Below are 21,930 nucleotides of genomic sequence, written 5' to 3'. Positions count from 1 at the left end.
AATTTTAATGCAGTTCAATGTTACAACTTTAGCTTCATGTTTGCAAATAGAAATACTTACGTAAATTTACATTCGTATTATGCATTTATGGATTCTTTAACTCAAATTGTTTTAGGTGCTGCCTGTGGTGAGGCGGTCTTAGGTAAAAAAATAGGTAATAAAGCATTACTCTTTGGAGCTATTGGAGGCACTATTCCCGATTTAGATGTTTTTGTAGGCCGTTGGCTTTATGGAAACGAAATTGACGCCATGTTGTTTCACCGTGGGTTTATGCATTCTATTTTGTTTTCTGTTTTTGCTGCCATTATTTTGGGTTGGCTTACTTTTAAATTTTACAATATTGGTAAAAGACAAGGAACAACCGATTTAAAAGATTGGAAAAACCTGTTCTTTTGGGCCTTATTTACGCATCCCATTTTAGACTGTTTTACGCCCTATGGCACCCAATTATTTGCGCCTTTTACCAATTACAGAGTGGCTTTAAATAATATTGCTGTTGTTGACCCCATTTACACTTTGCCATTTCTTTTATGTCTCATCGTTCTGATGTTTTTTAGAAGGACTTCAAATAAAAGACGTTTTATTTTAAAACTAGGAATTGGTATTAGTTCTGCCTACTTGCTATTTACTTTTGGGAATAAATTATATATGGATACCGTTTTTAAAAAATCATTAGAATCCAATAAAATAAATTTTAAAAGAGGGTATACCCAACCAACAATTTTTAATAATATTTTATGGTATGGTGTTGCAGAAACAGATTCTACGTATTGGGTAGGTTATTATTCTTTGTTAGATAAAGATAATCTCTTTTCAGATTTTAGAGAACTAAAAAAAGAACGAGCCCTATCTACTGAAAAGTATAAACGTGTTAAGGATTTGGCGTGGTTTAGTAATCAGTATTATAGTATTTATAAAGTGGCCGAAAATGAATACCAATACAATGATTTACGTTATCCGGTTACTCAAGAAGAAAACTCAACATCTTCTGTTTTTAGTTTTTTATTACATGACGATGATGGAGCACTCAATATGAAACCTTTTGAGAGAAATGAAGATAACATATCTGAGGCCTTAAATGCACTTTGGATAAGAATGAAAGGAAAGTAATTATGTTATTTTACCTAATTTTTTAAATTTTAAAATCCCTAATGCCTCCATACATTGTCGCATCATTTTATAGGTACGTTCAATATCAGCATCTAGCCCTATAGAAAACCTGATTAATCCATCGGTTAATCCCATAGCTTTTTGTTCATTTGCAGGAATTTCTGAAGACGTCGATGTTCCTGGAGCACTAAATAATGTTTTATAAAAACCTAAGCTCACTGCTAAATACCCCAGGTTTTTTTCTTGCATCATTTCCATAAGCTTATTAGCTTTATCTAAAGCCCCAACATCAATGGTTAGCATACCTCCATAACCATATTCCTTATTCATTTGATTGGTGAATAATTTATGTGATGGATGCGATTCTAATCCTGGATAAACAGTTTTAAGTCCGTCTGCCTCAAATTTACGAGCAAGGTATAATCCGTTTTTACTGTGTTGCTGCATTCTTATATGAAGGGTTCTTAAATTTTTTAAAATAGAAGCTGCCCTAAGACTATCCATAGTGACACCTAGTAACATAGCAGCACCATCATTAACATTTCGTAATAGGTTTATCAACTCATGAGTTCCACAGACGGCCCCACCAACCGTATCACTGGAGCCATTTATAAATTTAGTTAAGCTATGAATTATCACGTGAGCTCCTAGTTTAGCGGGAGAAATTGAAAGTGGTGAAAACGTATTGTCTACAACCAGTGTTAACTGATGTTTATTTGCAATTTTGGCAATTTCTTTAATATTTGCTATTTCTAGGAGTGGATTACTTACAACTTCACAATAAATAATTTTTGTGTTTTTATCTATAGCCTTTTCAATAGATTCTAATTTGGTGATATCTACAAAAGACGTTTTTATATTGAATTTAGGTGTAAAATTTTTCAGAAAAGCATAGGTGCCACCATAGATGGTCCTACTTGAAATAATATGATCTCCTACATTACACAACTGTAATAAAACCGAGGTAATGGCTCCCATACCTGATGATGTTACAATGGCGGTTTCTGTGCCTTCCATGGCAGCCAACGCTTCACCTAAATATAAATTGGAAGGCGAAGAGTGGCGTGAATATAAATAACAACCATCTGCATTACCTTCAAAAGTATCGAACATGGTTTTTGCCGATAGAAATGTGTATGTTGAAGAATCAGAAATAGAAGGATTAACGCCTCCAAATTCTCCAAAGTACTGTAAATCCTGAATATGGTTTGCGGGCTTAAAAGACATAATGTATGGTTTAATTACTTCTAATTTCGTGAAATATAGACTTATAGTCAATGATTATTTATAATTATAGAATACAAAACTATTATATATATAAAATATAGAATTAAAATCATTTATATGATGAATTAACTGTATATTTAGAAAAAATTTCGAATATGGTTTTTGATGCTACAGATAAGAAGTTACTTGAGTTTTTACAAAAAGACAGTAAACAAACTAACAAAGAATTGTCTAATAAGCTAAACCTTTCTGTAACTGCTGTTTATGAACGCATAAAAAAACTTGAAAAAGCTGGTTTTATTCAAGGGTATGTAGCTTTAGTTGATAAACAAAAAGTAGAAAAGAATTTCATTGTGTTTTGTCATATTAAATTGGTTCAACACATACAAGAATATGTAGTGAGCTTTGAAAGAGAAGTAGCCAAATTAAACGAAGTGTTAGAATGCTACCATTTAAGCGGTGATTATGACTACCTGTTAAAAGTTTTAGTTTCAGATATGTCTGCATTTAGAGAGTTTATGGTTAAAAAGCTCACAACATTGAAGCATATAGGAAGTACTCATAGTATGTTTGTTATAAATGAAGTTAAACATACCACTGTCATTAACTTCTAATATGAAAACAATCGTTTATAAAGGCATTGAGTTTTTCTTAGTATTTGTGTTAGCACCTGTAAGCTTTACCATTTCTTATTTACCAATTATGATTAAGATGATTATTGGGCTTCTGGGATTTTTTTATGTGGTATTTATACTTATAAAAGTTGAAAAACTTAAGTTTCAAATATTCTCTAATTTGAGGTGGAAACGCTTTTGGAAAACGACTCTTATAAAATTTGTTGTTATTGTAGGTGTTACTACTGTATTTGTTTGGATTACAAATAAGGAATTGCTTTTTAATGTACTTGTGAATAAACCCAAAATGTGGGTGGGTATTGTATTCATCTATAGTTTATTGTCTGTTTACCCTCAAGAACTTGTATACCGTACCTTCTTTTTTCAGCGCTATCAATGCCTGATTAAAAATGATAAGTTTTTTTTGTTTTTAAATGCTATTATGTTTTCCCTTGGTCATTTATTCTTTAAAAACACCTTAGTAATTGTACTTACGTTTCTAGGAGGGGTATTGTTTGCTTCAACATTCTATAGAACCAATTCTACTTTATTGGTTTCTATCGAACATGCTATTTATGGCTGTTGGCTTTTTACTGTTGGTATGGGTAATATGTTAGGGTTTCCAAGTTAAATTATATTTTAATTACCCAAACCACTTAAACATTTTTCTTATGATAGTCATTTTTTTATTGTCATAAGGCGCGTAACGTGTTGGTGGGTCTATCCAAGTACCTCGTTTTACAATAGATTTCTCATGAGAAAACGTATCGAAACCATGCTTACCATGATAAGCTCCCATACCACTAGAACCAACACCGCCAAAAGGTAGTTTGGGATTACCAAAATGAATTAATAAATCATTCACTACACCACCACCAAATTCAAATTTATTTATTGTACTATCAATAAATGACTTATTGTTCGAAAACACATAAAAGGCCAAAGGTTTTTCAAAAGTTCTAATAATGTTTTCTATGTCTATGTCTGTCTTATAGGCAAGTATAGGAAGTATGGGACCAAATATTTCATTATTCATCAATTCACAATCCAAATTTGTTAAATCCACTAGTGTAGGAGAAATGTATCTGTTTTCAATATCTACTTCACCTCCAAAAATAATATGAGTATTATCAAGTGCTTTTGCAAGTCTTTTGGTATGCTGCTTATTTATAATCCTTGGAAAGTCTTTAGATTTTTTAGGGTTTTGGCCATAGGCCCTAATAATTTCCTTTTTCAGTATTTCTATAAAAACTTCCTTGATGTTGTCATTAACTATTAGGTAATCCGCAGCTATGCAGGTTTGTCCACCATTTAAAAATTTACCCCAGATTACTCGTCTAGCAGTTAGTTTTAAATCAACCGTATCATCAACAATACAAGGTGATTTTCCTCCAAGCTCTAATGTTACAGGGGTTAAATGTTTAGCTGCTGCTTTTGCAACAATTTTCCCAACAGCTACACTTCCTGTAAAGAATATATAATCCCATTTTTGAGTCAGTAATTCTGTAGCTACAGGTACACCACCTTGAACCGAAATAACCACCTGTTTGGGAAATACATTCGAAATAATTTCTGAAATTAACTGAGAGGTGTTTGTAGTCAATTCACTGGGTTTTAAAACAACTGTATTACCTGCAGCTATGGCCATGATTAAAGGCTCCATAGTTAACAGAAATGGATAATTCCAAGGACCAATAATCAAAACATTGCCGTAAGGTGATTTGTAAATATAGTCTCTGGAAGGAAACGTGAGCAAAGAAGCTGTGACACGTTTAGGTTTAGCCCATTTCTTCAGATTTTTAATAACTAAATTCAGTTCTGAAATCACCAATCCGTATTCACTTAAAAAACTCTCGAATTCCGACTTGTTAAAATCTTTCTTCAGTGCCTCGTAAATAGCCTGTTCATTAGAAATAATTTCAAGTCTCAAGGCTTTTAATAGTATCAACCTGTAAGAAACATCTTTTGTTTTCTGAGTTTTGAAAAAGTTTTTTTGTGTCGAAAGTATGTTGGGAATGCTCTTCAAATAAAGTTTTTTTAAATATATCTAATTTACTCCAAACAAGCATTCCATATGGGATCGTTAGGTAAAGGTGCCATGATATTTATATCTTCTTTAGACACAGGATGTGTAAATTGAATCTGTCTTGCATGAAGGTGAATGCTAGCATCTTTATTACTTCGGTTAGCGCCGTATTTTAAATCACCTTTAATAATGCAGCCTATGCTAGAAAGTTGTGAGCGGATTTGATGATGTCTCCCGGTTTCCAAATTTATTTCCAATAGTAGATAATTGTCTAGTTCTTTAAGGACTTTATAATGCAGAACGGCTTTTTTACTATCGCTAACTTCTTTTATATGTGCGTAGGACTTATTGTTCCTGGGGTTTTTCTTAAGCCAATGTATCAAGGTGTCTTCTTTTTTAGGAGGTTTATTGTTTACTAAGGCCCAATAGGTTTTTTGCGCTTTCTTTTCTGAAAAGAGCTTGTTAAGTCTAGGTAGCGCTTTACTGGTGCGTGCAAAAACAATAATACCTGTAGTAGGTCTATCTAACCTATGAACTGTGCCTAAAAATACGTTACCAGGTTTATTGTATTTCGCTTTCAGATATTCCTTAACAACATCACTAAGGGGCTTATCTCCAGTTTTGTCGCCTTGAACAATATCGCCAGCACGTTTGTTAACGATTATGATATGATTGTCCTCATAAAGAATGTTAAGGTTGTTATTATTCGAAATAGTCTTCAATGCCATTATTTTTCTCGAAAACGCGCCATGACGCAAAGTTTTAATTTCGCTAATAGCTAATAGCTAACAGAGGTTAATATTGTTCAGATTCATTAGGAAAATCTAAGCTTTTCACATCAGACACATATTGCTTCATGGCGTTGGTCATATCTTCATACAAATTTAAATATCGACGTAAAAAACGTGGATTAAACTCATGAGTCATTCCCAACATATCATGTAGCACTAAAACCTGACCATCAACATAAGGACCTGCTCCAATACCAATAATAGGGATACTTACACTGTCCGCAACCTGTTTAGCCAGGGATGCAGGTATTTTTTCAAGTACAATGGCAAAACAACCAGTTCGTTCTAACATTTTGGCATCTTTAATAAGTTGCTCAGCCTCTTCTTCTTCTTTAGCTCTAACGGTGTAAGTACCAAATTTGTAAATAGATTGGGGTGTTAATCCAAGGTGTCCCATGACGGGAATTCCGGCATTTAAAATTCGTTTAATAGATTCTTTAATCTCTTTTCCGCCTTCAAGTTTAACAGAATGTGCGCCACTTTCTTTCATAATTCTAATAGCAGATCGAAGCGCTTCCTTGGGGTCGCTCTGATAGCTTCCAAAAGGTAAATCAACTACTACCAAAGCTCTGTCAATAGCCCTAATCACAGACGATGCGTGATAAATCATTTGATCTAAAGTAATGGGTAACGTTGTTTCATGACCTGCCATAACGTTGCTGGCAGAATCTCCAACCAAAATAACATCTACGCCAGCACCGTCAACAATTTTTGCCATGGTGTAGTCATAGGCTGTAAGCATGGAAATTTTCTCACCAGAAGTCTTCATATCCACCAATGATTTGACCGTAACGCGTTTATATTCTTTTTTAGCTTTGGACATATCTTATTTGTTTAAATAGCATGTAAAAGTAATAAATTAAACGGTTCCTTAATGAGTTCGGGAATAAAGTAAAATTAATAAACCAAATCAACAATCGAGACTGATAGCTGACACTGTGTCAGTATTATTGCATTGGCATAATGATTGACATTTACAAAACGAGTTTAAAAAGAATATTCAACACAATAAAGTAAAATATATTATGAGTAAGATTATTGGAATAGATTTAGGAACAACCAACTCTTGTGTTTCGGTAATGGAGGGTAATGATCCCGTTGTAATTCCAAACGCAGAAGGTAAGCGTACTACACCATCAGTCATTGCATTTGTTGAGGGTGGAGAGATTAAAGTTGGTGATCCTGCTAAAAGACAAGCGGTAACAAACCCTACAAAGACAGTTTATTCTATTAAACGTTTTATGGGGAATAAATATTCTGAATCTAAAAGTGAAGCAGAACGTGTACCGTATAAAGTAGTTAAAGGTGACAATGATACTCCTAGAGTTGATATTGACGGTAGATTATATACACCACAAGAATTATCTGCCATGATTCTTCAAAAAATGAAGAAAACTGCCGAAGATTACTTAGGACAAGATGTAAGCAGAGCTGTGATTACAGTACCAGCTTACTTTAATGATTCTCAAAGACAAGCTACCAAAGAAGCTGGTGAGATTGCTGGTTTGAAGGTAGAGCGTATTATTAATGAGCCTACGGCAGCTGCTTTAGCCTACGGTTTAGATAAAAAAGGACAAGACCAAAAAATAGTGGTATTTGATTTTGGTGGTGGAACACATGATGTATCTATCCTTGAATTAGGTGATGGGGTATTTGAAGTACTTTCTACTGATGGTGATACACATTTAGGTGGTGATGATGTAGATGAGAAAATCATTAACTGGTTAGCAGATGAATTTAAGGCAGAGGAATCTATGGATCTTAGACAAGACCCAATGTCATTACAACGTCTAAAAGAAGCTGCTGAAAAAGCTAAGATTGAGTTATCATCGTCTTCTCAAACCGAGATTAATTTACCGTACATTACTGCTACAGCTAGTGGACCAAAACACTTAGTGCGTACATTAACCCGCTCTAAATTTGAACAGTTAATAGACGACTTAGTAAAGCGTACCATTGAGCCATGTGCATCTGCTTTAAAAGCAGCTGGATTAAGTAAAAGTGATATTGATGAAATCATTTTAGTAGGTGGTTCTACACGTATTCCTGCAGTACAAGAAGCTGTTGAGAAATTCTTTGGAAAAGCGCCAAGTAAAGGTGTAAACCCAGATGAAGTTGTTTCTTTAGGAGCTGGTATCCAAGGTGGTGTATTAACTGGAGACGTTAAAGACGTTTTACTTCTTGACGTAACGCCATTATCTTTAGGTATCGAGACTATGGGTAACGTGTTTACCAAATTGATTGAGGCGAATACTACCATTCCTACTAAGAAATCGCAAGTATTCTCTACAGCTGCCGATAATCAGCCTTCAGTAGAAATTCACGTGTTACAAGGTGAAAGACCAATGGCTGCAGATAACAAAACTATTGGGCGTTTCCACCTAGATGGTATTCCACCAGCAAGACGTGGTACCCCTCAAATTGAAGTGACGTTTGATATTGATGCCAACGGTATTATTAAAGTATCTGCTGAAGATAAGGCTACTGGTAAGAAACAAGACATTAGAATAGAAGCCTCTTCTGGATTAACTGAAGAAGAAATCCAAAAAATGAAAGCTGATGCCGAAGCAAATGCAGAAGCTGATGCTAAAGCTGCTGAAACTGCCAAAAAATTAAATGAGGCAGATTCAATGATTTTCCAAACAGAGAAGCAATTAGAGGAATTTGGTGATAAATTATCAGAAGATAAAAAACAACCAATCCAAGAAGCCTTAGAGGAATTGAAAAAAGCTTATGAAACAAAGGATATCGCTATCATTGACCCTGCTTTAGAAAAAATGAACGAAGCTTGGAAAGTAGCAAGCGAAGAAATGTATAAAGCACAAGCTGAAGCTCAACAAGCAGGAGGTGCACAATCAGGACCTGATGCTGGAGCTAGTTCAGATGCAGGAGAAAGTAGTGACGTTGAAGACGTTGACTTTGAAGAGGTAAAATAATTTGTTGTTATGCTAAACTTGTTTTAGCATCCTCATTAGCATAAGAAAAAAAACGCAACTCATTGAGTTGCGTTTTTTTATAACTTACAAAACCAATACTTTTGGATAGATATTAAAAGTACATGTCGTTTTCATCAAAAGTTAAATCAAAGTTTACTCCAAAAAACTTAGCTGTTAAATTAAGCGCTAAAGGCGAACATTCTGTTTTAAAAGGGCATCCATGGGTATTTTCAAATAGTATAACTAAAATAAGTAGTGGTGCCAAGACAGGTGACTTAGCTATTATTTTTGGAAAGCATAAAAATAAAGTCATAGGATTGGGACTCTATGATGCCAATTCACCTATTAGCATCAAAATGATTCTGTTAGGTTCTTCCGAAGTTAATGCGTCGTTTTTTTTAAAAAACATTGAAAAGGCTTTTGTAAAGCGTAAAGAATTACTAAAAACAAACACTAATAGTTATCGATTGATTTTTGGTGAAAATGATGGATTTCCTGGACTTATAGCCGATGTTTACAACACAGTTTTAGTGGTAAAGTTATATTCTGAAATTTGGTTACCTTATCTAGAAAGCATTTTAGAAAGCTTACAAAAAATTTCTAAAGCTGAAACTATAGTAATTAGGTTAAGTAGAAGTCTTCAAAAATCAAAAAATCATCAATTGAAGGATGGTGAAGTTGTTTATGGTGAATTAGAAAATGAAATTATTGAGTTTGTTGAGCACAATGTTAAGTTTTCGGCCAATGTTATTAAAGGACATAAAACAGGTTATTTTTTAGACCATCGTGCTAACAGAAAACAGGTAGGTGAATTTAGTAAAAGTAAAACCGTATTAGATGTCTTCTCTTATGCTGGAGGGTTTTCGGTACATGCCCTATACAATGGAGCAACCGAAGTAACCAGTTTAGATATTAGCAAACAAGCACTTGAAATTGCAATTGAAAACGGAAAGCGGAATAATTATTCAGGAAAACATGTAACTATTTTAGGAGATGCGTTTGAAGAATTAAAAAGACTAATAATAAAAGGAGAAACTTTTGATGTTGTAGTTATAGACCCACCTAGTTTTGCTAAACAACAATCTGAAATAGAGTTAGCTAAAAAGAAATATGCACAATTAGCAGAACTAGGAGAGAAGCTAACAGCTAAAAATGGACTTTTAGTATTGGCATCCTGCTCTTCGAGAGTATTGGCACAATCCTTTTTTGATATTAATACCCAGACTCTTAAGAAGCAAAAAAGGGTGTTCAAAAATATAATGAATACTCAACATGATTTAGATCATCCAGTTACATTCCCAGAGGGAGCTTATTTAAAATGTGGGTATTATCGTTTTACAAATTAAATAAAATCACCCTTTTCGTTAGTTTTAATCGTTAGTATTTGGTCTTCGTTTTTAATCTTAACTTTGTATTCCTTTTTTAAGCTATCGCTTTCACAGTGGTATTTTATATGATAAATATCTTCAACAATCCCCCAATTAGGAAAGCGATTTGATATAGCTTGCATAACTTCTAATGGTAGTCTAACATTATTATATTTTTCTAAAGTTCTAATAATTTCTCCCTTTTTGTTAATAGACGCTATAATTTTGCCTTCTGGTATATTAAAAGACACGAGATATATGTCTTTTTTATCATCATAAAGATCAGATATAGCTGTATTATTATAATTTAAAACGGCTTCTTCTAGTTTTTTGACACGTTCTGGAGCATTTTCAATATCGATAGCATTCAAATAGTCCGAGTTCAAATAAATTACTGCATCAGGTAATTCAATAATTTGTGCGTTTAATTGTAGCGAAAGTATTATTAAAAAAGACGCTAAAAGTATTCTTTTCATGATGTAATGGTTTTGTAATTAAATGCATCAAAAATAACTATGCATGCATAGTAAAAATATGATAAATATCATTAAACCAAATGGTTAGCCTTTTTTTAATCATTGATAATTGTAACTATCTGATTTTAAGTTGTTATGCATGCATAATATTTTTATATTTGTTGAAATATTAATTTTAAATGTCAAATAATCTAACCGATTTGCTAGAAATTAAACATCCTATTATTCAGGCGCCTATGTTTTTGGTATCTAATGTAGATATGGTTACAGAAGCTATGAAAAGTGGTATTGCAGGCTGCATTCCTGCCCTCAATTTTAGAACTCTTGATGAATTACGATTAGCAGCAAAAGCTCTAAAAAAAGCTAAGGTTAAAGGAGGTGCGTTTGGATTTAATTTAATCGTTAACAAATCTAATGTCAAGTGTAAAAGTCAGTTAGAAGTTATTTGTGAAGAGGGTTGCGATTTTATTATAACATCTTTAGGAAGCCCAGAAGAAACAATTAGGAAAGCACACAAAGTCGGAATAAAAGTGTTCTGTGATGTGGTAGATTTAAAGTTTGCAAAAAAAGTTGAAAACTTAGGAGCAGATGCTATTATTGCTGTTAATAATCAGGCAGGTGGGCATAGAGGAAATATATCTCCAAAAGATTTAATTACTGAATTGGTTGAGCATTGTAATATTCCCATAATTTCTGCTGGTGGTGTAGGTTGTAAGGCCGATGTTGAAAAAATGATTAGTTATGGAGCTGCAGGAGTTTCAGTAGGGAGTCCGTTTATAGCGTCAAATGAAGCTCAAGTAACCGATGAATATAAACAAGCCTGTGTTGACTATGGAGCTGAAGATATTGTTATGACCGAGCGTATTTCTGGAACGCCTTGTACGGTCATCAATACGCCTTATGTTAAAAAAATAGGAACCAAAGCTACATGGATTGAAAATTTGCTTAACAAAAATAGAAAATTGAAAAAATGGGTGAAGATGATTCGCTTTTCTATTGGTATGAACGCCACTAAAAATGCAGCAACTAAAGCCACTTATAAGACTGTTTGGGTGGCTGGACCAAGTATTGAACATACTAGCAAAATTTTACCTACAAGATCTATTGTTAAGAGATTAACGGAATAAATAAATTACAAAATTTGTTTTCAAAAAATGCGTTTCGGCGTATTTTTATGTTATTTAATCTAAAATGTTTAATATAAATAATAAAAAGTTAAACAAAATTATTATGTTTAACTAAAATTAAAAAATATTAAACAAAATGAAGACAGCATTAACAGTAAACAGACTCCCCAAAATCTACCTATTTTTTCTCCCTATTCTACTATTTCTCTTTACGATTTTTTCATGTAGTAATGAAGAAGTAGATACTATTGATTTAAATTCGGGTTTACCTGATCTAGTTGAAGTACTTGAAAGCTATGGTAGTGGTCAAGATATTACAGCCAAAGCTACTGAAAGTAAGGATGGTGACTACGAACCCACTTTTGATGTACTCAGTAAGGCCCTTGCAAGAACCAAGTTAGCAAGTACTGTATCTAGAAACAGGCTAACGGTTTTTGCTCCCACCGATGACGCTTTTGCAGCATTAGGGATTACAACCAAAAACGTTACTGAAGTTGATAATTTAGCTGACATTCTGTTGTATCACGTGGTTTGGGCAACAGTTTATAGTAACCAATTAGAAAATGGTTCAGTTCCAACAGCAAATGGTGCAGAAGTCATCATTAACATAGATAATGGTGTGCTTGTAAATAATGCTAGGGTAACCATGGCAGATATAAAAGCTAGAAATGGAGTTATTCATGTAATAGATAGCGTATTATTTCCTCCTTCAATGACCACAGCTGAAATAGCGTCATCCAACCCTGATTTTTCAGTTTTACTGGCGGCTGCTGTTCATGCTAATTTAGCTAGCGCTTTGGGTGATTCAATGCCTGAAACTGTTTTTGCCCCTACGAATCAAGCATTTGTAGATTTCCTAGGTGTAGCAGATTCTGACGCTGCAATAACTACGATAGAGAGTCTTGACCCAATGCTAGTAGCTAGTATTTTAAAATATCATATTGTTGGTGGTTATGTTTTTAGTAATCAATTAAGCAACGGGTTTGTACCAACAGCGAATGGTGCAGCTGTTGAAGTTGATTTAAGTATGGGGGTTATGATTAATGACGCTAATGTTGTTATGCCTAACGTTCAGTCTACAAATGGGGTTATTCATGTAATAGATAAAGTATTGTCCCCGCCAACCATGAATTTAGTAGAAAAAGCGGCAAGCTTTGCTCCAGAGTTTTCCATTCTACTAGCAGCAGCCACAAAAGCTGGTTTAGCAGGAGTGCTAATGGGTGAAGGTCCTTACGAGCAATTAACAGTTTTTGCGCCTACAAATCAAGCATTTATGGATTTATTAAATAACTTGCCTGATTATGATTCCTTGGATGATTTTGATACAGAAGAAGACATAGCTCTGCTTACAAGTATACTTCTTTATCATGTAGTTGAAGGCCGTGTTTATTCAAGCGACTTAACTAGTGGCCCTGTAACTACTTTAAATGGCGCATTCAATCTTGATTTAGATAACCTAACATTAGATGGTAACGCTATGTTAGACCCCAGTTTATTAAATGTACAAGCAACAAATGGAGTTATTCACGTTATAGACGCTGTTCTGGTACCGTAAATTCTATTTTGTAAATATATAGTTTGGTTTGTTAGAAAAAAGGGTATTATGATTTAAAGTAATGCCCTTTTTTATTCGGAGTATGTTTGGTTTTCCTGTTCTGCAACTCTAATAAAAGTAGTTCTCTTGGTAAGTTCTTTTAAACGTTTTGCTCCAACATAGGTGCAGGTACTTCTAAGACCACCCAAAATATCTTGCACTGTAGATTCTACTTCGCCTCGGTAAGGTACTTCAACAGTTTTTCCTTCGCTAGCTCTGTAATCGGCAACACCTCCTATATGTTTTTCCATTGCGGTAGAAGAGCTCATACCATAAAATTGTTTATAAGTCTTTCCGTTTTTCTCAATTTTTTTACCACCACTTTCATCGTGGCCAGCTAACATACCACCAAGCATCACAAAATCGGCTCCAGCTCCAAAAGCCTTGGCTATATCACCAGGAATAGAGCATCCGCCATCACTAATAATTTGACCTCCCAGACCATGAGCAGCATCTGCGCATTCTATTATAGCAGATAGTTGTGGGTATCCAACCCCTGTTTTAATACGCGTTGTACATACAGATCCAGGGCCAATACCAACTTTTACAATATCGGCTCCAGAAAGTAATAACTCTTCAACCATTTCACCAGTAACAACATTACCAGCTATAATAACTTTACTTGGATATAGTTTTCTTGTTTGTCTCACAAAATCTGTAAAATGTTCAGAATATCCGTTGGCTACATCAATACAAATAAATTTTAAATTAGTATTGAACTTTAAAATGTCGTTTAATTTTTCAAAGTCTTGTTTACTTATACCGGTACTTACGGCTATGTATTTTGATTCATCTTCAGATAAATTTGATGCAAATACATTCCAATCTGCTAAGGAATAATGTTTATGTATAGCAGTAAAAAGCTTTTTGCTGGATAAAGCTTTAGCCATGTCAAAAGTACCAACGGTGTCCATATTAGCAGCCATTATTGGAATTCCAGACCATGTTATTGGGCTATGTAAAAATTTAAATTCTCTATCTAATGTGACTTCTGATCTGCTTTTTAAAGTAGAACGCTTGGGGCGTATCATGACGTCTTTAAAACCTAATTTTATATCGTATTCTATTCGCATGCTATTCTGAGTGATGGGCTTTACTCAAAATTAATTTTTTTTATTATGAAAAGGAAATTATTTTATGGCAATCATACTAATTTCAACATTAACATCTTTAGGTAATCTAGCTACCTGAACCGTTTCTCTAGCTGGGGCCGTGGCTTCATTAAAATAACTGCCATAGACTTCGTTGATAGTGATAAAATTATCCATATTACTTATGAAAATTGAAGATTTAACCACATTTTCAAAAGTCATACCTGCTGCTTCTAAAACAACTTTAAGATTTTTCATTACTTGGTGTGTTTCAGATGTAATGGTGTCTAAAATAAGTTTCCCAGTCTCTGTATTTATGGCTATTTGCCCCGAAATATATAGGGTGTTACCACTAAGAATTGCTTGGTTATAGGGACCTAATGGAGCAGGAGCCTTGTCTGTAGTAATAATCTTTTTCATATGATTGATATTTCTATTTACAACCTTTGATCGGGTTGTCTACGTTTTTCGTACTTCAAGTCTTGCAAAATACTTGATTTAATACCAATAAAGAAATTCCATGAAGTTCTTTCACTAAATGGTATCCAACTAAAATCCATTTTCCAACTTAATAAATCTCGTGAAAATCGCAGTTGTGTATAAGTAAAACCTTGATTTTTTATGTCGTAACCAGATGAGGCTCCAACACTCCATTTAGTGGTTAAATCAATATCACCAGAAAACATTAGGGAATGGGATGATATTTCGTTTTGTCTTCTACTATTAGAGTAGTTAATAGCATATGCTAAACGTAAATTCCATGGAATTTTATGATTGTAAAAATTTACACCTTCTTCATTTTCATTATCCCCATTTTCATCTTCATCTCTACCTATTTGCTGATTAGCATAATCTATATTTTTTGGTAGGACATCTTCAGGATTATCACTAGCCACATTATCGGTGTCTTTCTTTTTACCTTTATCTTTATTAGACAAAGACCAACTAGCAGTAAGATTAGCAGTGGTTAGCCTAAATAGGCTACCGCCATTATCTATGTTAAATTTATTAATTCTAGCATTGTTATTGTCTAGGGCATAAGGATCTAAAGTGGCGCCAAAGTTAATACTCATTTGGTTATTAAAAAGCTGGGTGCTTCCATTAACTCTAACAGGACTCCATTTCAATGAATCTGCAGCAAAATTATAGGAACTAGAAAAGTTTAAAGAGTTTAAAAGTTTAATCTTTTTTGGTTCTGTTTTGGTTGTGTCTTTATCTTTTATTTTAGCCTCTAGATTATTAGCAATAGAAATACCCATAGAACTTGAAAAGTCCCTACCAGGCGACCCAAAAATAGAGCCTTCAAATCTAGAATACTCCAAATTATTAGAACTTTGTATAGCATCTAGTTCACCTTGCGTTAATCCGTCTGCATTAATAACTTCGGCGCTTTCATAGTATTTATCAAAGGCTGGGTTTATATTATAGCTTACAGAAGGTCTCATGACATGCCTAATGGCCATTAATTTAGGATCTTTTCCTTCTTTTTCAAAATTAAACATGCCGTAAACTGTTGTACCTATACTAGTGCTAAAGTTGTAAGTTCTAAAAGAATCAAATCCGTTAATATCTTCGGTAATAGTTTCTCTAGTAGAATAATCATATGTCTTTTTAATAGTATTAAATGACCAGACTTCATTATAATTTGTACCTGCACTAACACTAAAATGTTTAAATACTTTAAAGTTTGTGGTTAGTGGTATAGTATGTTGAAACCCAGCTCTAGCATCATCAAACATTTCTTTTTTAAAGAAGAGAGAATCTGTTGTTTGAATTCTATTTTCCCCTCTTAAATTGTATTGTAAATTCACATTTTTAATAATTCCCTTTTTTGTACCTGTTTTTGATGCAAACGGATACATTCTACCGATGCTTCCTTGAAATGTTGGAAGTGTCATACTAACAGATTGTGATTGTGTATTTTGTGTATGTGTAGCAGTTACACTATAATTTACCTGAGGCTCTCCCTGGAAGGTCTTAGAATATGAAACCGATGAATTTAAAGTATTGGTTAAAAAGTTACTACCCGCGTTAATCTGATTAAGCGAGTTTCTGTAATACGTACTACTACCTAAGTTAACAGAGGCAGAAAACCTTGAATTAGGATTTGCCTTAGAATCTTGACTGTGAGACCACCGTAGGTTGTAAATAGTACTTTTTGAATAATCTGGGAAACCCCGTTCACTAGAGATTAAGTTTTCAAATCTAAATGCTAAATTGCCCCTAAATCTATATCTTTTGGCATAAGTACTTTCTAACCTCAAACCATAGCTGCCATTTGTATAATAATCACCAAGAACAGCCAAATCAACATAGTCATTGATTGCAAAATAATAGCCACCATTTTGTAAAAAGTAACCCCGGTCGTTTTGTTCGCCAAAGGTGGGTATTAAAACACCAGAAGTGTGTTTTTCACTTTGAGGAAAAAAGCTAAATGGTAACCAAATAGGGGTAGGAACATCATAAATATACATTCCTGCAGCTCCAGTTACAATTTTTTTTCCAGGAACAATTTTAGCTTTTAAAAGTCTTATGTAATAATCAGGATCATCAAGATCTGTAGCGGTAGTATATTTTGCATTTTTTATAAAGTATACGGAGTCGTTTTCTTTTTTGGTTAGGCTAGCTATAACGGTCCCCTCACCCTGTTCAGTTACAGAATTGTATATGAGTGCTTTTTTTGAGTCTGTATTAAAGATAATGGAGTCTGGTTCTACAACATTAGTGCCTTGAGTAAATACTGGTTTTTGTGTATATCCTGAAACAGTATCTGTAATCCCTTTTGCATAAACCATATTGGTGTTGTAATCAATGGTAATGCTTCCAGCAGTTATATTCATATCTCCATAATCTATTCTAGCATTGTTATAGAGATATAACTTTTGATTTTTATGATTAAATTTTGTGTAATCTGTGGCAGAATATTTAACAGTGTATTCTAATAATTCTTTTGGTTTAATAGAATCTGTAAAGGTGGAGTCCTGACTTTTCTCAGACAATACGGGTACTTCAATATTAGGAACGGCAATATCAACAACTAAGCTGTCATCTTCAACAGCCTTTATAGGTTTTCCTTTTTTTGGGATGTCTTGGCTAAAGCCAAACGTGTTAATAAACACTGTAAAACTTAGAGCAAAAAGTATTTTAAAGTTGTTTCTGTGCAACGCTTTTAATGTATTTTTGTAAAAGTATGGCTCGATTTTTGAAAAGCCAAAATTACATATATTTTTCGGTGTTTGGTTTAAATTTTAAAATAAAATAAACATCAAAAATGCTAAGTAATAACCCCATTTTTTAGACGTTAATAACAATGATGCAAACGTACAGATTATCACTTTTCGTATCTATTATAATAGTATTAACACTCTCCTATAACACAACTGCTAATGCTCAAGTATCAAATAATTTTGTTATCATGATTGATCCAGGTCATGGGGGAAAAGATTCAGGAACTCCGGGTACTGGAAGATATAAAACTACAGAGAAAGACATTGCACTTGATGTTTCATTGGCCTTAGGAAAAATGATTCAACAAAAAATACCAGCGGTTAATGTGGTTTACACAAGGAGTAATGATATTTACCCTACTTTAAATGGTAGAACCGTTTTAGCAAATAAAAAAGATGTCGATTTATTTATCTCCATTCACTGTAATGCCCAACCTGGAAAAACAGGTACTGCCTATGGTTCTGAAACATATGTTTTGGGTACTACAAAGAACAAACAAAATTTGGAAGTAGCAAAAAGAGAGAATAGTGTAATTGCTTTAGAAGACGATACCGAAGTTTATAAAGATTTTAATCCGGACTCTCCAGAATCTGTTCTTGGGCTTATGATTGCACAAGAGGCATATTTAGATCACAGTATTAAACTTGCAAGATATATTGAAGATGAATTTCAGGTTACTGCAAAGCGGAAAAGTAGAGGGGTTAAACAGAATATTTTTTATGTACTAGCTTACACATATATGCCCAGTGTACTAGTAGAACTTGGATTTTTAACGCATAAAAAGGAAGAAGATTTCTTAAACTCAAAACGAGGTAAAGAATTAATGACTAAATCCTTGTTTAACGCTATTGAAAAGTATCTTCAGTATTTAAATGTGAACACCAATGATGTTGTTTTTGTTGAAGATACCACTACGGAACCACCTTCAAAGAGTATTGAATTTAAGGTTCAAATAGCGGCTAGTTCTAAAGAATTAGAAACGAAACCCTATAACTTTAAAGGTTTAAATAATATTTCATCAATTAGAGAAGGAAGTTTGTTTAAATACTTCTATGGTAATACCTCAAATTACGAAGCCACAAAACAATTAGAAGAAGAAGCCAAAAAAAAAGGCTATAAATCTTGCTTTGTAGTAGCTTTTAAGGATGGAAAAAAAATCCCTCTGATAGATGCTTTAAAAACAATTTCTAATTAGCTCTGTTCTAAATTAAATTTATTTTAAATTTGTTCTATAAACGAATTTATTTTGAAAATATCCAAAGAAGTTAAAACAGCCGTATTAGTATTGTCAGGAATTGTACTGCTGATTTTTGGTTATAATTACTTAAAGGGTCAAAATCTACTAGACTCTTCTAGAATTTTTTACACAGAATATGCTAATGTTGAGGGTTTAACGCCTTCAATGCCTGTTACCATCAGTGGTAAAGTTGTTGGCAAAGTGTCGAAAATCACTTTTAAAGATGACGGTTCTGCAAATTTAATTGTAGAATTATTAGTTGATAGTGATTTTCAATTCTCTAAAAATAGTAAAGCAGAGTTATACGAAACTGGATTAATTGGTGGCAAAGCGGTTGCTATTGTACCTGCTTTCGATAATGCTGCAAATGCAGAATCTGGTGATACCTTAGCGGGGAGTGTGCAAGCTGGTTTAAGCGAGTTAGTGAATCAAAAATTAACACCACTTCAGGAGAAAATTGAAGCGGTATTAGGTAATACTGAACAATCACTAACAAATATTAACGAAGTTTTTGATGATAAAACGAAAGTTAATTTGCGAAATAGTATTGCAGATTTGAGTGTAATAATTAGCAATTTCAAAGATACATCAAAATCTATTGATGCCTTGGTTATAACTAATAAAGACAAGCTAAATAGTACCTTAGAAAATGTTGATAATATTTCTCTAAACTTTTCAAAAGTATCAGATTCACTAGTTAATACTAATATTGGGCAAACTATTAGAAATTTAGAGTCTACACTAAACAATTTCAATACTATTTTGGCCAACATGGAAAGTGGTAAAGGCTCTATGGGTAAACTTTTAAAAGACGATGCGTTATACAATAATTTAGAAGGTGCTACCGGAGAACTAGAAGAGCTTTTAAGAGATATAAAACTGCATCCAAAACGTTACTTTAGAATACTATCTAAAAAGGAAATACCCTACTCAGAAGAAGAAAATAATTAGTATGCAGTATTTGCCAAATATTTTGTTTGCAATCACCTTAGTGTTAGGCATTGGTTATTTTACTAAAAATGTAAAAAAACTCATAAGAAATATAAAACTTGGTAAAGATATTGATGTAAGCGATAATAAGCCAGAACGTTTTAAAAATATGATGCGCATTGCCTTTGGGCAAAGTAAAATGGTGCGGCGTCCCATTGCAGGTATTTTACACGTTATAGTGTATGTTGGTTTTATTATTATCAACATAGAAGTTTTAGAAATCATAATAGATGGATTGCTTGGTACGCACCGAGTTTTTGCCTTTATGGGTGGTTTTTATGATTTTCTAATTGGATCATTTGAAATTTTAGCGTTACTGGTAATAGTATCTGTAGTTGTTTTCTGGATTCGCAGAAACGTTATTAAAATCAATCGTTTTTGGAATAAAGAAATGACCAGTTGGCCTAAAAATGATGCTAACTACATATTATATTTTGAAGTGGTTTTAATGTGTTTATTTTTAATAATGAATGCAGCAGATTTAACCATTCAAATGATGCCTGGAGCACCAGATAATGATTATGCTAATGCAGGTTGTTATCCTGTTAGTCAATTTTTAACACCACTTTTTGATAGTTTTAATTATAGTAGTGCTGTTATTGTAGAGCGTGCAGCATGGTGGTTACATATCTTGGGTATTTTAACTTTTTTAAATTATCTATATTTCTCAAAGCATTTGCATATCCTCTTGGCATTTCCTAATACCTATTATGGTAGTTTAAAGCCTAAAGGACAATTTAATAATTTAGAGTCAGTTACAAAGGAAGTGAGGTTAATGATGGATCCAAATGTAGATCCGTTTGCGGCACCACCCGAAGGAGCAGATGGAGAAATGCCTTCAAAATTTGGTGCTAGTGATGTGCAAGATTTAAGTTGGGTACAATTACTAGGCGCTTATACATGTACAGAATGCGGAAGATGTACCTCTTCTTGTCCAGCAAACCTCACAGGAAAAAAGCTTTCACCGCGTAAGATTATGATGGACACCCGAGACCGCTTGGAAGAAGTAGGTAAGAATATAGACGCTAATAAAGGGGAATTCAAAGACGACGGAAAGCAACTCCTTGGCGATTATATAAAACATGAAGAACTCTGGGCGTGTACGACCTGTAATGCTTGTGTTGAAGAGTGTCCAGTAAGTATAGATCCGTTATCCATAATATTAGAAATGCGTCGTTATTTAGTCATGGAGCAAAGTGCAGCACCAGCAGAGCTCAACAATATGATGACTAATATTGAAAATAATGGTGCACCTTGGCCATACAACCAAATGGATCGTTTAAATTGGAAAAATGAATAATTCAAAATAACCTAATTACATGAGTAATGAATTAAAAGTGCCAACTATGGCAGATTTTATCTCAGAAGGCAAACAGCCTGAGGTTTTATTTTGGGTTGGGTCTGCCGGAAGTTTTGATGATAGAGCAAAAAAAATAACAAAGGCCTTTGTTAAAATATTAAACAAAGCCAATGTTGATTTTGCAGTTTTAGGAACTGAAGAAAGCTGTACAGGTGATGTTGCCAAACGTGCAGGTAATGAGTTCTTATTCCAAATGCAGGCGTTAATGAATATTGAAGTTTTAAATGCTTATGAAATAAAAAAGATAGTAACTTGTGACCCTCATTCCTATAACTGTTTAAAAAACGAATACCCTGGTTTGGGAGGTAATTATGAAGTCATTCATCACACACAGTTCATTCAAGAATTAATAACATCTGGAAGATTAAAAGTTAAAGGTAGCCTATACAAAGGAAAGCGCATAACTTTTCATGACCCTTGCTATTTAGGAAGAGCTAATAACGAATATAATGCACCAAGAGAAGTTCTAAATAACACCAAAGCAACTATTGTTGAAATGAAACTGCATAAACACAATGCTTTGTGTTGTGGCGCTGGTGGAGCACAAATGTTTAAGGAGCCTGAAAAAGGAGACAAAGACATTAATGTTCTAAGAACGGAAGGTGCCCTTGAAACTAGCCCCAATATTATCGCCACAGCTTGTCCCTATTGCAATACTATGATGACTGATGGTGTAAAAGCAAAAGAAAAAGAATTAGAAATTTCTGTTTTAGATATTGCTGAATTAATTGCTAATTCAGAAGAATTATGATAATA

19 protein-coding genes are annotated in these 21,930 nt (G+C 33.6%); 11 read left to right on the top strand and 8 right to left on the bottom strand.

Annotated features, from left to right (window positions below; all coding sequences use genetic code 11):
* Positions 1 to 36 precede the first annotated feature (36 nt).
* Positions 37 to 1,110, top strand: coding sequence for a metal-dependent hydrolase (locus DFQ02_RS05360; protein WP_245940201.1), 1,074 nt, complete (start codon positions 37 to 39; stop codon positions 1,108 to 1,110).
* Here DFQ02_RS05360 and DFQ02_RS05355 read toward each other — a convergent pair whose 3' ends face one another.
* Positions 1,111 to 2,337 (bottom strand): aminotransferase class I/II-fold pyridoxal phosphate-dependent enzyme, encoded by a 1,227-nt coding sequence (locus DFQ02_RS05355; RefSeq protein ID WP_116039964.1) that lies wholly within the window; start codon positions 2,335 to 2,337, stop codon positions 1,111 to 1,113.
* A gap of 155 nt (positions 2,338 to 2,492) precedes the next feature.
* Between DFQ02_RS05355 and DFQ02_RS05350 the strand changes: the two genes are divergently transcribed.
* Both DFQ02_RS05350 and DFQ02_RS05345 read left to right on the top strand, forming a co-directional pair.
* Positions 2,493 to 2,951 carry an Lrp/AsnC family transcriptional regulator gene (locus DFQ02_RS05350; RefSeq protein ID WP_116039963.1) on the top strand — a complete coding sequence of 153 codons (459 nt, stop codon included), beginning with the start codon at positions 2,493 to 2,495 and terminating at the stop codon, positions 2,949 to 2,951.
* Between the two features lies 1 nt (position 2,952).
* A complete protein-coding gene (locus tag DFQ02_RS05345) occupies positions 2,953 to 3,582 on the top strand; it encodes a CPBP family glutamic-type intramembrane protease (RefSeq protein ID WP_116039962.1) in 630 nt (209 codons plus the stop codon).
* Between the two features lie 12 nt (positions 3,583 to 3,594).
* On the opposite strand, the gene DFQ02_RS05340 is transcribed toward DFQ02_RS05345, so the two are convergent.
* The 3 genes from DFQ02_RS05340 to panB form a co-directional block, all read right to left on the bottom strand.
* A complete protein-coding gene (locus DFQ02_RS05340; RefSeq protein ID WP_116039961.1) occupies positions 3,595 to 4,977 on the bottom strand; it encodes an aldehyde dehydrogenase in 1,383 nt (460 codons plus the stop codon).
* A 26-nt stretch (positions 4,978 to 5,003) separates the two neighbouring features.
* A complete protein-coding gene (locus DFQ02_RS05335; protein WP_116039960.1) occupies positions 5,004 to 5,705 on the bottom strand; it encodes an RluA family pseudouridine synthase in 702 nt (233 codons plus the stop codon).
* Positions 5,706 to 5,772: 67 nt separating this feature from the next.
* On the bottom strand, positions 5,773 to 6,591 hold the full coding sequence (panB, locus tag DFQ02_RS05330; RefSeq protein ID WP_116039959.1) for a 3-methyl-2-oxobutanoate hydroxymethyltransferase: 819 nt from the start codon (positions 6,589 to 6,591) through the stop codon (positions 5,773 to 5,775).
* Positions 6,592 to 6,793: 202 nt separating this feature from the next.
* Between panB and dnaK the strand changes: the two genes are divergently transcribed.
* Together dnaK and DFQ02_RS05320 are read left to right on the top strand one after the other, a co-directional pair.
* Positions 6,794 to 8,704: a molecular chaperone DnaK gene (gene dnaK / locus DFQ02_RS05325; protein ID WP_116039958.1), complete on the top strand. Its 1,911-nt coding sequence runs from the start codon at positions 6,794 to 6,796 to the stop codon at positions 8,702 to 8,704.
* 122 nt (positions 8,705 to 8,826) lie between these two features.
* On the top strand, positions 8,827 to 10,050 hold the full coding sequence (locus DFQ02_RS05320) for a class I SAM-dependent rRNA methyltransferase (RefSeq protein WP_116039957.1): 1,224 nt from the start codon (positions 8,827 to 8,829) through the stop codon (positions 10,048 to 10,050).
* Here DFQ02_RS05320 and DFQ02_RS05315 read toward each other — a convergent pair.
* Entirely contained in the window at positions 10,047 to 10,547 is a 501-nt protein-coding gene (locus DFQ02_RS05315; protein ID WP_116039956.1) for a nicotinate-nucleotide adenylyltransferase, read from the bottom strand. The two genes, DFQ02_RS05320 and DFQ02_RS05315, sit on opposite strands and share 4 nt — an antisense overlap.
* A gap of 179 nt (positions 10,548 to 10,726) precedes the next feature.
* Here DFQ02_RS05315 and DFQ02_RS05310 point away from each other — a divergent pair, with 179 nt between their 5' ends.
* Positions 10,727 to 11,674, top strand: a complete 948-nt coding sequence (locus tag DFQ02_RS05310) for an NAD(P)H-dependent flavin oxidoreductase (protein WP_116039955.1) — start codon at positions 10,727 to 10,729, stop codon at positions 11,672 to 11,674.
* 136 nt (positions 11,675 to 11,810) lie between these two features.
* Positions 11,811 to 13,229, top strand: a complete 1,419-nt coding sequence (locus tag DFQ02_RS05305; RefSeq protein WP_116039954.1) for a fasciclin domain-containing protein — start codon at positions 11,811 to 11,813, stop codon at positions 13,227 to 13,229.
* Positions 13,230 to 13,300: 71 nt separating this feature from the next.
* Here the strand turns inward: DFQ02_RS05305 and DFQ02_RS05300 are convergent, their stop codons facing one another.
* Genes DFQ02_RS05300 through DFQ02_RS05290 form a run of 3 tightly spaced genes read right to left on the bottom strand, consistent with a single transcriptional unit; the run spans position 13,301 to position 17,523 of the window.
* Positions 13,301 to 14,341 carry a GMP reductase gene (locus tag DFQ02_RS05300; RefSeq protein WP_116039953.1) on the bottom strand — a complete coding sequence of 347 codons (1,041 nt, stop codon included), beginning with the start codon at positions 14,339 to 14,341 and terminating at the stop codon, positions 13,301 to 13,303.
* A 57-nt stretch (positions 14,342 to 14,398) separates the two neighbouring features.
* Positions 14,399 to 14,779 carry a RidA family protein gene (locus DFQ02_RS05295; RefSeq protein ID WP_116039952.1) on the bottom strand — a complete coding sequence of 127 codons (381 nt, stop codon included), beginning with the start codon at positions 14,777 to 14,779 and terminating at the stop codon, positions 14,399 to 14,401.
* A gap of 17 nt (positions 14,780 to 14,796) precedes the next feature.
* On the bottom strand, positions 14,797 to 17,523 hold the full coding sequence (locus tag DFQ02_RS05290; RefSeq protein WP_181896359.1) for a putative LPS assembly protein LptD: 2,727 nt from the start codon (positions 17,521 to 17,523) through the stop codon (positions 14,797 to 14,799).
* A 146-nt stretch (positions 17,524 to 17,669) separates the two neighbouring features.
* Between DFQ02_RS05290 and DFQ02_RS05285 the strand changes: the two genes are divergently transcribed.
* From DFQ02_RS05285 to DFQ02_RS05270, 4 genes are read left to right on the top strand one after another with little or no spacing between them, the layout of a single operon-like run.
* On the top strand, positions 17,670 to 18,782 hold the full coding sequence (locus DFQ02_RS05285) for an N-acetylmuramoyl-L-alanine amidase family protein (protein WP_245940200.1): 1,113 nt from the start codon (positions 17,670 to 17,672) through the stop codon (positions 18,780 to 18,782).
* 51 nt (positions 18,783 to 18,833) lie between these two features.
* On the top strand, positions 18,834 to 19,775 hold the full coding sequence (locus tag DFQ02_RS05280; RefSeq protein ID WP_116039950.1) for an MlaD family protein: 942 nt from the start codon (positions 18,834 to 18,836) through the stop codon (positions 19,773 to 19,775).
* A 1-nt stretch (position 19,776) separates the two neighbouring features.
* Positions 19,777 to 21,114, top strand: a complete 1,338-nt coding sequence (locus DFQ02_RS05275; protein WP_116039949.1) for a (Fe-S)-binding protein — start codon at positions 19,777 to 19,779, stop codon at positions 21,112 to 21,114.
* A 19-nt stretch (positions 21,115 to 21,133) separates the two neighbouring features.
* The gene (locus DFQ02_RS05270) at positions 21,134 to 21,925 is read left to right on the top strand and encodes a (Fe-S)-binding protein (protein ID WP_116039948.1); all 792 of its coding nucleotides are present in this window, start codon (positions 21,134 to 21,136) and stop codon (positions 21,923 to 21,925) included.
* Positions 21,926 to 21,930 lie beyond the last annotated feature (5 nt).

The sequence above is a fragment of the Seonamhaeicola aphaedonensis genome (genome assembly GCF_003386195.1).
Lineage (GTDB): Bacteria > Bacteroidota > Bacteroidia > Flavobacteriales > Flavobacteriaceae > Seonamhaeicola > Seonamhaeicola aphaedonensis.
The sequence above is the reverse complement of the archived record's forward strand: the minus strand, read 5'-3'. Positions and strand labels throughout refer to the sequence as shown.

Excerpts from the sequence above, each read along its gene's own strand:
- DFQ02_RS05310 (WP_116039955.1), top strand. The coding sequence starts at position 10,727 with ATGTCAAATAATCTAACCGATTTGCTAGAAATTAAACATCCTATTATT.
- DFQ02_RS05355 (WP_116039964.1), bottom strand. The coding sequence starts at position 2,337 with ATGTCTTTTAAGCCCGCAAACCATATTCAGGATTTACAGTACTTTGGA.
- DFQ02_RS05300 (WP_116039953.1), bottom strand. The coding sequence starts at position 14,341 with ATGCGAATAGAATACGATATAAAATTAGGTTTTAAAGACGTCATGATA.
- DFQ02_RS05315 (WP_116039956.1), bottom strand. The coding sequence starts at position 10,547 with ATGAAAAGAATACTTTTAGCGTCTTTTTTAATAATACTTTCGCTACAA.
- dnaK (WP_116039958.1), top strand. The coding sequence starts at position 6,794 with ATGAGTAAGATTATTGGAATAGATTTAGGAACAACCAACTCTTGTGTT.
- DFQ02_RS05275 (WP_116039949.1), top strand. The coding sequence starts at position 19,777 with ATGCAGTATTTGCCAAATATTTTGTTTGCAATCACCTTAGTGTTAGGC.
- DFQ02_RS05360 (WP_245940201.1), top strand. The coding sequence starts at position 37 with ATGTTTGCAAATAGAAATACTTACGTAAATTTACATTCGTATTATGCA.
- DFQ02_RS05320 (WP_116039957.1), top strand. The coding sequence starts at position 8,827 with ATGTCGTTTTCATCAAAAGTTAAATCAAAGTTTACTCCAAAAAACTTA.
- DFQ02_RS05270 (WP_116039948.1), top strand. The coding sequence starts at position 21,134 with ATGAGTAATGAATTAAAAGTGCCAACTATGGCAGATTTTATCTCAGAA.
- DFQ02_RS05350 (WP_116039963.1), top strand. The coding sequence starts at position 2,493 with ATGGTTTTTGATGCTACAGATAAGAAGTTACTTGAGTTTTTACAAAAA.
- DFQ02_RS05345 (WP_116039962.1), top strand. The coding sequence starts at position 2,953 with ATGAAAACAATCGTTTATAAAGGCATTGAGTTTTTCTTAGTATTTGTG.
- DFQ02_RS05285 (WP_245940200.1), top strand. The coding sequence starts at position 17,670 with ATGATGCAAACGTACAGATTATCACTTTTCGTATCTATTATAATAGTA.
- DFQ02_RS05305 (WP_116039954.1), top strand. The coding sequence starts at position 11,811 with ATGAAGACAGCATTAACAGTAAACAGACTCCCCAAAATCTACCTATTT.
- DFQ02_RS05295 (WP_116039952.1), bottom strand. The coding sequence starts at position 14,779 with ATGAAAAAGATTATTACTACAGACAAGGCTCCTGCTCCATTAGGTCCC.
- panB (WP_116039959.1), bottom strand. The coding sequence starts at position 6,591 with ATGTCCAAAGCTAAAAAAGAATATAAACGCGTTACGGTCAAATCATTG.
- DFQ02_RS05335 (WP_116039960.1), bottom strand. The coding sequence starts at position 5,705 with ATGGCATTGAAGACTATTTCGAATAATAACAACCTTAACATTCTTTAT.